Below are 13,527 nucleotides of genomic sequence, written 5' to 3'. Positions count from 1 at the left end.
CCACCGCTCGCCTATGACCACGCTCGGACTGGTGGTCGCGGAATTCAACCGGCCGATCACCGAGCAGATGGAGCAAGAGGCACTCGAGGCGGCCACCGCCGCGGGCGCGGAGGTGTACGAGACGGTTCACGTGCCGGGGGCGTACGACGCCCCGCTGGCCGCCGACCGGCTCGCCCGCCGCGAGGCAGTCGACGCCGTCGCCGTCGTCGGCACCGTCATCACCGGCGACACCGATCACGATCAGGTGATCACCGACGCCACCGCCCAGCGGCTCTCCGACGTGAGCCTCGAGCGCGACACGCCCGTGACCCTCGGCGTGACGGGCCCCGGCATGTCCGCCGCCGAAGCCCGCGAGCGCGTCGGGAACGCCGCCAAAGCCGTCGACGGTGCGCTCGATCTCGCCGACGAACTCCCCGATCCCAGTCCCGCGACCGATTCCGATCCACAATGACGATGGAATTCACCGACCGCGTAACCCGAGTCGAACCGTCCGCAACGCTCGCCATCTCCGCGCTCGCCACCGAACTCGAGGCCGACGGCGCGGACGTCGTCGACCTCTCCGTCGGCGAGCCCGACTTCCCCACGCCCGAGAACATCATCGAAGCGGGCAAGGACGCGATGGACGCCGGCCACACCGGCTACACCACCTCCGCCGGCATCCTCGAACTTCGCGAGGCGATCGCCGACAAACTCGCCGACGACGGCCTTGAGCACACCGCCGACGAGATCATCGTCACGCCCGGCGCGAAGCAGGCCCTCTACGAGATCGTCCAGGCGCTGATTCAGGAGGGCGACGAAGTCGCCCTGCTGGACCCCGCGTGGGTCTCCTACGAGGCGATGGTCAAAATGGCCGGCGGCGACCTGACCCGCGTCGACCTCTCCGACTCGGACTTCCGGCTCGAGCCGGCCCTCGACGACCTCGCGGCCGCCGTCTCGGACGACACCGAACTGCTGATCGTCAACTCGCCGTCGAACCCCACCGGCGCGGTCTACTCCGACGCCGCGCTCGAGGGTGTCCGCGACCTGGCCGTCGAGCACGACATCACCGTCATCTCCGACGAGATCTACAAGGAGATCACCTATGGCGTCGACCCCACGAGCCTGGGTACGCTCGAGGGAATGGCCGACCGAACGATTACGGTCAACGGCTTCTCGAAGGCCTACTCGATGACCGGCTGGCGGCTCGGCTACTTCGCCGGCCCCGAGGAACTGGTCGATCAGGCCGGCAAACTCCACAGCCACTCGGTCTCGTCTGCCGTCAACTTCGTCCAACACGCCGGCCTCGAGGCGCTCGAGACCGAGGAGGCCGTTACGGAGATGGTCGACGCCTTCGAAGAGCGCCGCGATCTGGTCGTCGACCTGCTTGCCGAGTACGATGTCGACGTAGCAGTGCCGGAAGGCGCGTTCTACATGATGCTCCCGGTGGATGACGATGACCAGGCCTGGTGTGAGGGCGCGATCGAGGACGCCCACGTCGCCACGGTGCCGGGCAGCGCCTTCGGCACGCCCGGCTACGCGCGTATTTCCTACGCTGCGAGCGAAGAGCGGCTCGAGGAGGGTATCGAACGGCTGGCCGAGGAAGGCTACCTGTAAGTGATTACACGGCTTCTCTGGTAGCCGCCTCGTCATCGAGCAACTGAACGTTCGGAAGCACGATCGCACTGCATTCTCTGTCGGCGTGGCCTCATGTTTATACAGGATACCGAAGCCAAGCCCCGTATGGATTGCCCGACGTGTGGAAAGTCGTTAAACACGGAACAGGGTATGCGCCAGCACCATACCAAAGTCCACGACGAGCCGCTTCCGAATCGAACGTGTACGGGTTGCGCGTCCGAATTTTACGATCCAAAAGCGCGACTCGAGTTTTGCGACGACTGCAATCCCAACGGCGGTGAGTACAACGGCAACTGGAAAGGTGGAAAGGAAACGGCGACGTGTACGTGCTGTGGATCGACGTTCTCGTTCTATCCGTCATCGAAAAAGGGTATCTATTGTTCGGCGTGTGTCGAGGGGGTCGACGGGTTACTTCCGGAGAATTACGCAGAAAAGGGGGAACGAGTGGTTACCGAGTGTCGTGCCTGCGGCGAGTCCCTCGAAGTCCGGCCAGCACGACTCGAACGGCAGAAGCGAGGGCCGTTCTGCACGCTCGAGTGCTACGGCGACTGGCTCTCTGAGAACGTCGTCGGGCCCGAACACCACCAGTGGGAGGGCGGCTCGATCAATTACGGGCAGAAGTGGTGGCAGATTCGAAGCCGAGCGCTCGAGCGGGATGATTACGAGTGCCAACACTGCGGAGCAGACGACGAAGAACTCGGTCGAAATCCGGACGTCCATCATCTACAGCCCGTCCGGTCGTTCGAGCACGTCGAAGACGCACACACGATGGATAACGTGATCACGCTCTGTCGGAGCTGTCATCGGCGTGCCGAGGATGGACAGATAGCCGTCTCGGCTGTCGACGAAAAGTAACACTATTGTGCGACGGCAGTCTATCCCGCAAGTGAAGTCCCGTGGTGGTACGCAAATCCGTACGGATTTGCGAGGTACGCGGGGCGACGAACGAAGTAGAAGCAGTCCCGTGGTGTAGTGGCCAATCATATGGGCCTTTGGACGTGTCCGGTTCCGGCCGTCACGGAAGTGAGCCCATGACGGCGGTTCGAATCCGCCCGGGACTATATAACATATTTTTCATATTTTGTTTGTCAATAAGTTCGTGTGTTCGACGGGAAGTGAAAACAGATCATCGCGTGTCAGAAGACGACCGTTAGATCTCGCGCTGTCCGACCTCCGGCACACGCGGCCGACTCGAGCGGCCGATCCTCGCCCATGCGAGCCGACCACCGATCGCGCTCAGCGACGTAAAGACCAGAAACGAGCAGAAGTACCAGGGTTTGGCCTGCACTACCACCAGTCCCCTCGAGGGTGCCGGCACGACCCCGAGCGCCAGCAGGTAGAACGCGGTCAAGAGGGCGAGCGACGACCGACGGTGGCCGTGCCAGTAGAGGAGACCGACGAGCACGCCGGAGAGCAGGCCGAGTTGTCCGGAGTGAAGTTCAGGGATCGTGCTGAAAATCGACGACAGGACAGTCTCGACGGTAGCCATGAGTATGGTATACTCAGTCGGCGGTGGGATATGATCGAGCCTGCACTGATGCGTCTACTACGGTACCCGGTCGGATCAGTCGGCCGCAGGTGACCGGAACGAGGAAGGACGCGACGGTGATACGTTCGTCAGGCTGACCTGTTCGAACGCCGCCGAGTCGACGAAACTGCGTCGTTTACTCGAGTTCGATATCTTTCGATCGGGGATCTCGCTCTTGCAGTTCCTCGAACACGCCCTCGAGCGTGCCACGCGTGTCGGCGACCGTCGCGCCGACGAGTCCGCCGATCGCGCCGCCGGTGCTCGCGGCGTTTCGACTGAACAGTCCGCCGACCGCTGCGCCGATCGCCGCACCCATCGCCGCGTAGCGAGCGCGGAGCAACATCTGCTTGAGTCGTTCTTTCATGTGTTGCATATCGTGACTGTGACGGATAAATATGTCTCTCGAGTTCACCCGATGAAGGCGGCGCGTCACCGCCGGACAGCGATCAGAGAAGCGTCTCGACGGCGGCCAGCGACTCGAGGACGTGATCCGGCTCGATGTCGGACGCGGCGAGGGTCGCACGGTCGGTGATGCCGGTGAGGACGAGCGCGGTCTCCATGCCGGCGCGATTCCCGAGGGCGATGTCGGTGTCGAGTCGGTCGCCGACGACCAGGGTCGTCGTCGGATCGACACCCAGTCGGTCCATGGCGGCGGCGGCCGCGACCGAGGACGGTTTGCCGAGGATCGCGTCGGGTTCGCGGCCGGCGACGGCCTCCATCGCGGCGAGGATCGCCCCGGAGCCGGGGATCTCGCCCTCGTCGATCGGAATCGTCGCGTCGGGGTCGGTGCCGTAAAACGGAACGTCGCCCTCGAGCGCCCGCAGGGCCTCCCAGAGCGTGCCGAACGAGAAGTTCTTGTCGAACGAACCGAGGACGACGTCGGCCGCGTCGGGGTCGCTCGTCAGTTCGACGGCCGCGTCTTCTAAGATCGCCTCGAGACGCTCGCCGCCGACCACGAAGACCCGCTCGTCGGGGTGGGTCGCGGCGAGGTACTCGGCCGAGACCGTCGCAGACGTGAGGACGGTGTTCGGATCGACGTCGATCCCGTGGGGCGCGAGCTTCGCGCCGTAGTGGTCGCTGCCCCGCGTCGGATTGTTCGAGAAGAGCAGTCGCGAACAGCCGGCCGCCTCGAGCGCGCGCACGCCGTCAGTCGCGCCGGGCAGGAGGTCGTCACCCCGGACGATCGTCCCGTCGACGTCGAGGATCGCCGCCTCGTAGTCGGTCATCGCTCGCGAGTACGGTCGGCCGGCGATTGAGTGTTGGGATCGGTCGGTCGGCCGACGTGACCGTCGAGGGAACGCGAGGTGGGAATTCTTATCCGCCGACCCGACCTACGATCGGCCATGACACTCGAGGTCGAACCCCCCGAGCCGCCGGAACTGGAGTTCGTCGACCCGAACGAGTACGAGGACGCGACGATCAGCGCCGACGGGACCGAGGAGATCGACTACCGCCGCGAGGAGTTACAGGCGTTCCTCGAGGAGGGGGCCTGGACGGAGGCCTTCGACGAGTGGCGCGAGGACACCGACCTCGGGGAGCGCGAGTACGGAATCGCCGGCGACCTCGACCTGTTCGCCGGCTTCGACTTCTTCTGGGACGACTTCGCGGATCGCGTCGGTTATCACGCCCCCGGCATCCCGGAAGACTGGCAGGCCCGCGAGTACCACCCCGACCTCGACACGTGGGGGACGGTCTCCGCTATCAACGCCGAACTCACGGAGTTCGGTCAGGTCGTCTCGGTAATTCTCAAAGAGGAGTACGTCGACTGGGAGGCCGAGTACGAGCCGCCGGAAGACCTGCCCGACTTCGACTGACGGCGAGCGCGTCGGTTCGGTTCACTCTCGCGCCACGGCGATGTTACGGACGGTACCTTCGCATTCGGGACAGACCTCGAGCGAGTCGCTCGTCTCCCGGTGACCGCAGTCGAGGCATTCGTAGTGCGATCGGTCGGGCGTGTACGGGTCGTCGTATACCATGTGATTGACACACACAGTACCACGAAAAAGCGTTGCGTCGATACGGTTCAATCCGATATAGATAACTAGATGGGGCTAAATGCGTTCGATTATTGGTCGTTCGTCCATCCTACTATCGCGTCGCGACGATCGCGATCGTTTCCGGCCGCTCGCAGGCGCGTTCGATCTCGAACCCGGCGGCCTCGAGTCCGGCGGTCGCGTCGGCGAGTCCGAACCGCTCCTCGACCGGTGGGCCGGCCTCCCCCGCGCCGTCGGCCGACCAGTCGACGGTGACGAGCCGACCGCCGGGACGGATGACGCGCGCGAGTTCGGTCAATGCGCTATCGGTCGGCGTATCGCCGTCGTCGGCCGTCGGTGGCGACGCGTACTCGTGGTGGGTCATCGTCGAGTACGCTCCGTCGAGTTGGTCGTCCTCGAACGGGAGCGACGAGATTTCGGCCGTCACGAAGTCGACGGCGTCGGGAGCCCCCTTCTCTCGGTAGTAGTCGTGCATCGCCGTCTGGACGTCGACCGCGTACAGCGTGTCGACGAACGGCGCGACGTCGTCGGCGTAAAAGCCCGTCCCGGAACCCAGGTCGGCTACGACACCGTCGGCCGCCGGCTCGAGCATCGCGAGCAACTCCTCGCGAGAACAGTACCGATAGCGCTCAGGGTCCTCGAGGGACTCCGCCCGCTCGATCGGGAAGGTGTGAAAGCCCATACGATGGCTCGGTGCCGTCGTGACTTCCGCGTTGCGCTCGAGGTGGCGTCGTGACAGCCAGACCGCTGAGAACGATACCCGCAACCGCTTGGACTCGCGGACGATTCGGTTCGACTAGCCGGTCCACTCGCCGGCGAGGTCGCCGGCGATGTTTTCGCGCCAGTGGTCGAAGCCGTCCTCGCAGTCGGCGTTGTCGTGGATGTGGTCGATGAAGCCGGCGCCCGGCGAGGCGAGTTCGTCGCCGCAGAATGGACAGGTAATCGGGTCGACCCAGTCCGTCGTCGTGTTCGCAGTCATTGGTACTCGAGTCTATCAGGAACTATCATATAAGTCTCGTCCGTTAAGGTCTATTACAATTTGTATGGGATATAATGCCAACAGTTGAAGATCGATCGGTTTGGTACCAGCCGTCGATGCAGTCAGGGACCGCGACCGGAGGATACTCGGTCGTCCGGTCGTGACTCTCGGCGAGAGGAATGTCGGTTCGACACGCGGCCGGTCGGCTCACCCGCTACGACGCGCTCGTCCTGACGGCCGCGATCTGGTTTCTCGCGAAGTTCCTCCGGTACGCCTTTCCGCCCTTGTTCGACACGTTCGGGGCGACCTTCGGCGTCTCGGACGCCGTCCTCGGAACCGCGTTCTCGGGGCTCATGCTCGTCTACGCCGCCATGCAGTTTCCCTCGGGTGTGTTCGCCGACCGGCTAGGTGCCGTGACCGTCATCACGGCGGGCGCGGTCGTTGCGGCCGCCGCGTCGCTCGCGCTTGCCGTCGACTCGCCCTTCCTCGTCGTCGTGGGCGCGATGCTCGTGATCGGGGCCGGCACCGGCGCGCACAAGACCGTCGCCGTCCGGCTCCTCGCTCGAGCCTACCCCGCCCGGACGGGGCGGGCGCTCGGCGTTCTCGATACATTCGGTGCCTTGAGCGGCGTCGTCGCCCCTACAGCGGTCGTCGCGGTCGCGTCGCTGGCCGTCGGCCCGGTCGTGGGCTGGCGGCTGCTCTTTTTCGGTGCCGGTCTGGTCGGATTGGCGCTCGCGGTGGCGTTCCGACTCCGCGTTCCGATGCGACTTCCCGAGGAAACCAGCGGGATCGACGCGAACTCGAGCGGAGCGGACGGCGGGCTCCGTCGATACGCTGTACTGTTTCGAAACTGGCGGTTCTCGGCCTTTGCCCTGCTGACGGTCCTCTTTTCGTTCACGTACAACGGACTGGTCGCGTTCGCGCCGCGGTACCTGACGGTGGCGGCGGGCCTCGCGCCGGCGACCGCGAGTTTACTCTACAGCGGCCTCTTCCTCGCGAGTTTCGTCCAGCTAGTGACCGGTAACCTCAGCGATCGCATCGGCCGGCTGCCGATCGTCGTCGCGACGCTCGGCCTCGCGTCGGTAGCGCTCGTCGCGTTCGTCGCGCTGACCGGTACGGGAGCGCCGGTCCTGCTCGGCGGGCTGCTCGTCGCCGTCGGCATCGGCTCGCACGGCTTTCGCCCCGTCAGGGGCGCCTACCTGATGTCAGCCATCCCGGACGATGTCGCCGGCGGCGGACTCGGCGTCGTCCGCACACTCCTGATGGGTGCCGGCGCGATCGCACCCGCCGTCGTCGGTGCCATCGCCGAAACAACCGGTTTCGAGGCCGCCTTCTGGCTGCTCGCGTCGTCGATCGTCTGTGCGACCGCGCTCGGTTGCCTGCTCTGGGTTTCCGAGAAGCGGCCGTAGCCGGCCGACCTACGCGGTATTCCGGTCAGCCTACGGGCGTCGGTTACCGCCACCGCCGGCTGTTTCCTCGATTTACCACGAAAAGAGTTAATAGAGAGCATGAGTAACGGTACCATATGACTCTCGAGGCCCGACGCGAGTACGAGTGCGTGCAGTGTGGCCGGCGGGAGACGGTCGGCGACGCGCTGTTGAGCACGTGCCGTCGGTGTGGCGGCGAGATGCGCAACGTCGAACCGGTTCGCGACTGACGACTTCGGCGGTAGTCGTTCGGACCGACGCTCGAGGAGCGGTGGCGTCGGTCCGAGTCGTCGCACCTTCTGATCGACGTCAGCGGGCCCGTAGCATCGCGACGCCGAGTAAGACGAGGCCGAGAGCGACTGCGCCGGCTCCGACGACGGCGTCGCCGGCCAGCGTGGTGACGCCTCCGGCGACGATCCCCGCGCCTCCGCCACCGGCCGCGACCGCGGACGGGAGCGCCGTCTCGGCGGTCGCGTCGGCTCGGAGGTCCGCGAGTTCCGTTCGCAGTGCCTCGAGATCGTCCTCGCCGGCCCCGCGTTCGTCGAGTCGCGCGTCGATCGACTCGACCCGCTCCTCGAGACGCGAGAGCCCGTCGGCGACCGTCGTCACCCGCTCGTCCAGCGAGTCGACGTCATCGTCGAGCGTCCGGACCTCGTCTAAGGCCTGCACCGCCGACTCGTCCGGGCCGGCGGCGACGGTCCGAGCGAGGTCGTCGTGTTCGGACCGGAGCGACGCTAAGCGGTCGCCGAGGGCCGAAAGATCGTTCTCGAGCGACTCGAGATCGTCCTCGCTCGCCGCCTCGTCGACCCGTCCCGCGAGCGCCCCGACATCGTCGTCGATACGGTCGACCCCGCTGTCGACCTCCTCGAGCGTCGACGCGAGGTCGTCCACGCGGCGCTCGTGGTTGTCTGCCCTGCGCTCGCCGTCGTCGACGCGCTCTTCGAGCGTGCCGAGGTCGTCGGTGAGCGCGTCGGTCTCGCGTTCGAGGGCGGCTTCCAGTGCAGCCACGTTTTCCTCGAGGGCTGTTCGAACGGCCTCGGTCTCGTCGCGATGCTCCTCGAGCCTCGATCGCACCTCGTCGATCCGCTCGTCGAGGGCCGACTGCGTCTCGTCGATTCTGTCGTCGAGTTCCGCCCGTGCGTCGTCGGCTGCGTCCTGCGTCTCGTCGATCCGCTCGTCGACCGTGCTTCGAACGTCCTCCAGCCGGGTGGCGAGCTCTCGGTCGACCTCGTCGAGTCGCTCCTCGACGGCCGCGAGGTCCGTCGCGATGTCGTCGACCTCCGCGGCCACCGATTCGAGTTCGTCGCCGTGGTCGTCGATCGATTCGTGCGCAGTGGCGAGTTCCTCGTCCGTCACCGCCTCGTCGTCGAGTCGCTCGACGGTCGCCTCGAGCGCGTCGAAATTAGTCGTCAGCCCCTCGACATCGTCTTCGAGCACATCCGTCGCTGCGTCGAGTTCCGTTTCGACGCCCGCGACTGCGTCGTCGATCCGCTCCTCGAGCGCGTCGTCGAGGGAGCGAAGATCGGATTCGAGCGTCTCGACCGCCGCTTCGACCGCGTCGAGATCGGCCACGAGCGCCGTGACGGACTCTTCGGTCGCCGTACGCGCGTCAACATCGTCGAGTCGCTCCGAGACGCCAGTCACCGCCTCGTCGAGCTCGTCGACCGTCGCCTCGAGGGCCGGCAGGTCGTCTTGGGCCACCGATTCGATGGCGGCCGACTCGTCCTCGACGGTCGTCTCGAGATCGGCCAGATCCGCGGCGACGGCGTCGACCCGGTCGGCGTCGGCGGTTACGTCCTCGAGATCGCCGATCGCGTCTCGAGCGGCGTCGAGGTCTGCCTCAAGCGCCTCGGTCCGGTCGGCGAGCGTCTCGCGCACCGCGGCGAGTTCCTCGTCGACGGCGTCGGTCTCCGCGTCGATCGTCGACTCGAGTGCGTCGAAGCGCTCGTCGGTTCGCTCGCTCTCCGCCTCGAGTCGCTCCGAGACGCCGTCGATCCGGGTTCCGAGTTCCTCCAGTCGACCGGCGAACCCGTCGAGTCGGGTCTCGGCCCGATCGACAGCCACATCCAGGTCGTCGATCGCGTCGGCGAGTTCCGAGACGGTCCCCTCGACGTCCTCGAGCGACGACTCGGTGGCAGCGGTCGCCGCGAGGTCGTCGAGGCTCGTCCGAACCGTTTCGAGGTCGTCCTCGAGCGTCTCGGTCCGATCGGCCACGTCCTCGAAGTCGCCGACCACTTCGTCAACCCGGTCTTCGAGCGCCGATCGCTCGTCGGCCGCGGCCGTCTCGGCCTCCGCGAGCGCCGCATCCACGTCGGCCACGTCGGCTTCCAGGTCGTCGATCGTCGTCGACAGCGACCCGAGTTCGTCGTCGAGCGCGTCGACGGCGTCGGCGCTCGCGTGCGTCTCGCTCTCCGTCTCGAGGTCCGTCAGGTCGTCGGCGAACGCCTCGAGGCGCTCCTCGAGATCGTCGACGTCGTCGACCGCGGCCGCCCGTTCCTCGACGTACTCGAGGTCGTCGAACGCTGACTCGAGGTCCTCGCGGACGGCTCGGATCTCGTCGTCGCGGTTGGCGAGCCGGTCGAACAGCTGCTCGATGGCGTCGTCGGTCCGATCGTCGGCCGCCGTGTCGGCGATCGCCGACTCGTCGAACGACAGCGCCGTCCGCTCGCCCTCGGTCGTCGCGTCGGCGCCGCTCGGCGTCTCGTCAGATTCGCCGTCGTCGGCCGCCGACCAGGTGACCGCCTCGTACGCCTCGACATCGTCGCGGGCGGCTTCGAGAGCACCTCTGGCGGCGCTCACCGCGGGGTCGTCCGCGATCCGGGCACCGCGGACGGAAAACGGGAGCGCGGCCGCGTCGAACCGGCCGCCGACGAGGAACTCGAGGCCGTCGATAGCGCCCTCGCCGGCGATGGCGATGGGGACCGAGAGCCCCTGTTGGACATCGCTCTCGTCGGCCGCGTTGCCGATCGCTGCGATGACCTCGCCGAGCAGGGCGTCGTAGGCCTGTGCCAGCGCGCTTTCGATCCCGCCTCCCGCCGCGTCGGGGTCGAGCGCGAACTCGTCGAGGACGCCGGCGACCTGTGCCGGCGCGTGGCCGGTCTCGCCGGCCGCGCGCTCGACGATCCACTCGCGGCCTTTCTCGATCGAGACGGCCATCGCCGGGACGCCGTAGTACGCGAGCGCGACGCTGGTCGAGCGCGCCTCGAGACAGATCCCGAGACCGGTGTAGTTGTCGCCCGCGAGCTGGTCGTAGACGACGGCGAAGCCCTTGTGGATCGGTGTCGCATCGAACCCGCGGTCCTCGAGCACCGACGCGACGGTCTCGCGGTGGTCGTCGGTCGCCGCCGCATCGGCGAACGGGCCGGGCGTCGTGTAACAAAGCCGGCCGTCCGTCGCGTCCCCCACGGCGTCGTCGACGAGCGCTGACAGCGCGGGTGTGACGTGTGCCCCCGAATCGACCGCGAGGCTACCGCCCGAAAACAGCGACTCGGGTTCCTCGTCGATCGCGTCAGCGGCCGTCCGTGCAGCCCCACCGACCGCGTACGTCGTTCCATCCGCGCTAACGGTGGCGCTCTCCTCCGAGAGCCCCGCCGCCTCAAGCGCGTCGTCGACTGCCAGCGCGATCGGCGGGACCGAGTCGATCGTCGGATCGCCGCCGGCGTCGGTGGCGACCCGGATCCCCCCTGGGCCGATATCGAGACCGTAGTCCATGCCCTCGGCAAGTCGTACCACCCTCTTGGAGGTTCCCCCCGGAATACCAGATGTGAAAATCAGCACGCCGCCGCGGGTCGGCGCGGCGCCGGTGTAATCGCTGACTCCCGGGTTCGCTCTGCAGTCCTCGCCCGTTGCTCGCCGCCCCGTCAAGAATTATCTCGTATCTGGATACTTGTGGCAGGTCGACACACCGTCGATCGTCGACGGATCGGAAATCGGTAATTTCCGCTCGCTGAGGGGCGCACACAGCACACGTCACTCCGTCACTGGGTAGTCGATGGCATACGAAGAGAGAAATCCTCACGTTTATTTATCAGGCTGATGGTGGATTATGTGTATGTCTGAAACCGGGACGGAGTCCCGTCCGCTGGTCCGACAGCTTCCCGATCCAGCGACAGCGTCGAACGTCCGGTACAACCCGTCGCTCGCGGAACTGCGCGAACTCGCCGAGGCCGACGAGACGACGACCGAGTTCGACTCGCCGTCGTACGTCAGCGAGTTCCGCTCGCGGAGCGCCGATCGGACGAAAAACGCCGTCGACGACGAGTTCTCCGAGCGCGACCACGAACTCGTCGACGACGCCGTCGACCGCACCGACGAGGTCGAACTCGTCTGTGTCGACCGACTCATGGGGCGCCATCCGGACGCGACCTTCTGTTGTCGCCTGTTCGTGCCGGTCGAGCACGCTCGGATCGCCTACGCGTGGGCGAACCTCTTCGAGCCGGCCGACGGTCAGGACCCCGACCTCTACACCGTCCAGCTGCCGGACTACGACGAGACCGCGATCCGCATCCTCCCCGACACCGGCTTTACCGCCGTGCTCGGCAGCGACTACACCGGCGAGGCCAAGAAGTCGTTCCTCCGGCTGTTCATGTACCGGATCAAACAGCAGGGCGGCCTCGGCCTCCACGCCGGCAGCAAGCGCGTCCGCGTCCGCGACGAGGACGGCGAACTGCAGACCGTCGGTCAGGTGTTCATGGGGCTGTCCGCGACCGGCAAGTCGACGCTGACCTCCCACGGCTGCTGGCTCGAGGAGCCCGAAAGCGCCGCCATGCTCCAAGACGACGTCTGCGGACTCCTGCCGACCGGCTCCGTTGCCGGCAGCGAGGGCCAGGGGCTGTTCATCAAGACGATCGGCTTGGGTGAGGAGGAACAGCCCGAACTCTACGAGGCCGCGACCGACGAGTCCGCGATCTTGGAGAACGTCGCGGTCGACGACGACGGCACCGTCCACTTCGACGAGGATCGCTACACCTCGAACTCCCGGGCGATCGTCCAGCGCGACCAACTCGAGAGCGCCGACGAGGAGATCGACCTCGGCCGGATGGACCAGGTCTTTTTCATCACCCGAAACCCGCTGATGCCGCCGGTCGCCAAACTCGAGGACGAGCAGGCCGCCGTCGCCTTCATGCTCGGCGAGTCGATCGAGACCAGCGCGGGCGATCCCTCCCGTGCCGGGGAATCGATCCGCGTCGTCGGGACGAACCCCTTCATCGTCGGCCCCGAGGGCGAGGAGGGCAACATCTTCCACGAACTCATCGACATCCTCGACGTGGAGTGTTACGTGATCAACACGGGCTACCTCGGCGAGAAGTCGAAGGACATCGGCGTCACCGAGTCCGTCACCGTGCTCACGGAGGCCGCCCGCGGGACCATCGACTGGACCCACGACGACCGAATGGATCTGACGATCCCCGAGTCCGTCCCCGGCCTCGAGATCGAGGACTACTACGTGCCCGACCACGTCGAGGACTACGAGGACGCGCTCGCCGAGTTGCGCGCCGAGCGACGCGACTACTTGGCGCAGTTCGACGAACTCCGCGAGGAGATCAAAGACGCCGTCTACTGACCGGCATCGGACCCCGGTCTCGACGGACACGACAGCGGACTGACAGCGGCCCCGGTTTTCCGATCGCTCGATTCGCCAGCGACGGCGCAGTCCTTGCCGCACACGAATACCGTTATATGTGTCGAGTTCCCACGATTGGGTAATGAGCGCACAGGTACGAACACCGACCGCGCGGGTCTGCGAAGCGTGTGGTCGCGGCGAAGTATGGGACGAGGACCTCGAGGCCTGGCAACTCGCCCGCGAAGACGGCGAGAAGCAGGTCGGCAACCCCCACTGTATCCACGAGTGGGACATCAACGGCACGTTCAACCCGGTCGAGAGCGCCGACAGCTAACCGCGGCTGCGCCCCGCCGACGACCGGTGTGGCAGACGGCCCGCTCCGGGTGGACGGTGCCCTTTTGCGTTGCTCGAGCGTAGCCGCC

Annotated in this window: 15 protein-coding genes and 1 tRNA gene; 9 read left to right on the top strand and 7 right to left on the bottom strand. The window is 66.4% G+C overall.

Translation table 11 applies throughout. From position 1 onward, the window contains the following. The first annotated feature begins 13 nt into the window (after positions 1-13). From ribH to NKH51_RS02165, 4 genes are all read left to right on the top strand, one after another. Entirely contained in the window at positions 14-451 is a 438-nt protein-coding gene (ribH, locus tag NKH51_RS02180) for a 6,7-dimethyl-8-ribityllumazine synthase (protein ID WP_254763603.1), read from the top strand. Next, on the top strand, positions 448-1,593 hold the full coding sequence (locus NKH51_RS02175; protein ID WP_254763602.1) for a pyridoxal phosphate-dependent aminotransferase: 1,146 nt from the start codon (positions 448-450) through the stop codon (positions 1,591-1,593). The genes ribH and NKH51_RS02175 overlap by 4 nt, the downstream gene beginning before the upstream one ends. 126 nt (positions 1,594-1,719) lie before the next feature. Further along, positions 1,720-2,469, top strand: coding sequence for an HNH endonuclease (locus tag NKH51_RS02170; RefSeq protein WP_254763601.1), 750 nt, complete (start codon positions 1,720-1,722; stop codon positions 2,467-2,469). 103 nt (positions 2,470-2,572) lie between these two features. Beyond that, positions 2,573-2,675, top strand: a tRNA-Gln gene (locus NKH51_RS02165). Between the two features lie 89 nt (positions 2,676-2,764). Here the strand turns inward: NKH51_RS02165 and NKH51_RS02160 are convergent. From NKH51_RS02160 to NKH51_RS02150, 3 genes are all read right to left on the bottom strand, one after another. Continuing rightward, on the bottom strand, positions 2,765-3,103 hold the full coding sequence (locus NKH51_RS02160) for a hypothetical protein (RefSeq protein WP_254763600.1): 339 nt from the start codon (positions 3,101-3,103) through the stop codon (positions 2,765-2,767). A gap of 175 nt (positions 3,104-3,278) precedes the next feature. Next, the gene (locus NKH51_RS02155) at positions 3,279-3,506 is read right to left on the bottom strand and encodes a hypothetical protein (RefSeq protein ID WP_254763599.1); all 228 of its coding nucleotides are present in this window, start codon (positions 3,504-3,506) and stop codon (positions 3,279-3,281) included. A gap of 82 nt (positions 3,507-3,588) precedes the next feature. Beyond that, the gene (locus NKH51_RS02150; protein WP_254763598.1) at positions 3,589-4,368 is read right to left on the bottom strand and encodes an HAD-IIA family hydrolase; all 780 of its coding nucleotides are present in this window, start codon (positions 4,366-4,368) and stop codon (positions 3,589-3,591) included. A 117-nt stretch (positions 4,369-4,485) separates the two neighbouring features. On the opposite strand from NKH51_RS02150, the gene NKH51_RS02145 reads away from it, so the two are divergent. Then, complete coding sequence (locus tag NKH51_RS02145) at positions 4,486-4,956, top strand: DUF7992 family protein (RefSeq protein WP_254763597.1); 471 nt, start codon at positions 4,486-4,488, stop codon at positions 4,954-4,956. Between the two features lie 21 nt (positions 4,957-4,977). Here NKH51_RS02145 and NKH51_RS02140 read toward each other — a convergent pair whose 3' ends face one another. The 3 genes from NKH51_RS02140 to NKH51_RS02130 all read right to left on the bottom strand — a co-directional run bounded on the left by NKH51_RS02140 (position 4,978) and on the right by NKH51_RS02130 (position 6,115). Further along, on the bottom strand, positions 4,978-5,118 hold the full coding sequence (locus NKH51_RS02140) for a rubrerythrin-like domain-containing protein (RefSeq protein ID WP_254763596.1): 141 nt from the start codon (positions 5,116-5,118) through the stop codon (positions 4,978-4,980). Positions 5,119-5,230: 112 nt separating this feature from the next. After that, positions 5,231-5,818, bottom strand: coding sequence for a class I SAM-dependent methyltransferase (locus NKH51_RS02135; protein WP_254763595.1), 588 nt, complete (start codon positions 5,816-5,818; stop codon positions 5,231-5,233). Between the two features lie 114 nt (positions 5,819-5,932). Then, positions 5,933-6,115, bottom strand: coding sequence for a DUF7501 family protein (locus NKH51_RS02130; protein WP_254763594.1), 183 nt, complete (start codon positions 6,113-6,115; stop codon positions 5,933-5,935). A gap of 179 nt (positions 6,116-6,294) precedes the next feature. On the opposite strand from NKH51_RS02130, the gene NKH51_RS02125 reads away from it, so the two are divergent. Next, positions 6,295-7,524 (top strand): MFS transporter, encoded by a 1,230-nt coding sequence (locus NKH51_RS02125; RefSeq protein WP_254763593.1) that lies wholly within the window; start codon positions 6,295-6,297, stop codon positions 7,522-7,524. 116 nt (positions 7,525-7,640) lie between these two features. Beyond that, complete coding sequence (locus tag NKH51_RS02120) at positions 7,641-7,772, top strand: rubrerythrin-like domain-containing protein (protein WP_254763592.1); 132 nt, start codon at positions 7,641-7,643, stop codon at positions 7,770-7,772. 79 nt (positions 7,773-7,851) lie between these two features. Here the strand turns inward: NKH51_RS02120 and NKH51_RS02115 are convergent, their stop codons facing one another. After that, positions 7,852-11,253 carry a disk-shape morphogenesis protein volactin gene (locus NKH51_RS02115; protein ID WP_254763591.1) on the bottom strand — a complete coding sequence of 1,134 codons (3,402 nt, stop codon included), beginning with the start codon at positions 11,251-11,253 and terminating at the stop codon, positions 7,852-7,854. Between the two features lie 340 nt (positions 11,254-11,593). Between NKH51_RS02115 and NKH51_RS02110 the strand changes: the two genes are divergently transcribed. Together NKH51_RS02110 and NKH51_RS02105 are read left to right on the top strand one after the other, a co-directional pair. Further along, positions 11,594-13,105, top strand: a complete 1,512-nt coding sequence (locus NKH51_RS02110; RefSeq protein WP_254763590.1) for a phosphoenolpyruvate carboxykinase (ATP) — start codon at positions 11,594-11,596, stop codon at positions 13,103-13,105. Positions 13,106-13,247: 142 nt separating this feature from the next. Beyond that, positions 13,248-13,439 carry an HEWD family protein gene (locus NKH51_RS02105; protein ID WP_254763589.1) on the top strand — a complete coding sequence of 64 codons (192 nt, stop codon included), beginning with the start codon at positions 13,248-13,250 and terminating at the stop codon, positions 13,437-13,439. Positions 13,440-13,527 lie beyond the last annotated feature (88 nt).

Source organism: Natrinema marinum (assembly GCF_024296685.1).
Classification (GTDB): domain Archaea; phylum Halobacteriota; class Halobacteria; order Halobacteriales; family Natrialbaceae; genus Natrinema; species Natrinema marinum.
Note: the sequence above shows the minus strand (reverse complement) of the source record. Positions and strands in the feature narration are given on the sequence as shown.

Bases quoted from the DNA above. Each gene is read 5' to 3' on its own strand.
- ribH (WP_254763603.1), top strand. From the start codon at position 14: ATGACCACGCTCGGACTGGTGGTCGCGGAATTCAACCGGCCGATCACC.
- NKH51_RS02175 (WP_254763602.1), top strand. From the start codon at position 448: ATGACGATGGAATTCACCGACCGCGTAACCCGAGTCGAACCGTCCGCA.
- NKH51_RS02170 (WP_254763601.1), top strand. From the start codon at position 1,720: ATGGATTGCCCGACGTGTGGAAAGTCGTTAAACACGGAACAGGGTATG.
- NKH51_RS02160 (WP_254763600.1), bottom strand. From the start codon at position 3,103: ATGGCTACCGTCGAGACTGTCCTGTCGTCGATTTTCAGCACGATCCCT.
- NKH51_RS02155 (WP_254763599.1), bottom strand. From the start codon at position 3,506: ATGAAAGAACGACTCAAGCAGATGTTGCTCCGCGCTCGCTACGCGGCG.
- NKH51_RS02150 (WP_254763598.1), bottom strand. From the start codon at position 4,368: ATGACCGACTACGAGGCGGCGATCCTCGACGTCGACGGGACGATCGTC.
- NKH51_RS02145 (WP_254763597.1), top strand. From the start codon at position 4,486: ATGACACTCGAGGTCGAACCCCCCGAGCCGCCGGAACTGGAGTTCGTC.
- NKH51_RS02140 (WP_254763596.1), bottom strand. From the start codon at position 5,118: ATGGTATACGACGACCCGTACACGCCCGACCGATCGCACTACGAATGC.
- NKH51_RS02135 (WP_254763595.1), bottom strand. From the start codon at position 5,818: ATGGGCTTTCACACCTTCCCGATCGAGCGGGCGGAGTCCCTCGAGGAC.
- NKH51_RS02130 (WP_254763594.1), bottom strand. From the start codon at position 6,115: ATGACTGCGAACACGACGACGGACTGGGTCGACCCGATTACCTGTCCA.
- NKH51_RS02125 (WP_254763593.1), top strand. From the start codon at position 6,295: ATGTCGGTTCGACACGCGGCCGGTCGGCTCACCCGCTACGACGCGCTC.
- NKH51_RS02120 (WP_254763592.1), top strand. From the start codon at position 7,641: ATGACTCTCGAGGCCCGACGCGAGTACGAGTGCGTGCAGTGTGGCCGG.
- NKH51_RS02115 (WP_254763591.1), bottom strand. From the start codon at position 11,253: ATGGACTACGGTCTCGATATCGGCCCAGGGGGGATCCGGGTCGCCACC.
- NKH51_RS02110 (WP_254763590.1), top strand. From the start codon at position 11,594: ATGTCTGAAACCGGGACGGAGTCCCGTCCGCTGGTCCGACAGCTTCCC.
- NKH51_RS02105 (WP_254763589.1), top strand. From the start codon at position 13,248: ATGAGCGCACAGGTACGAACACCGACCGCGCGGGTCTGCGAAGCGTGT.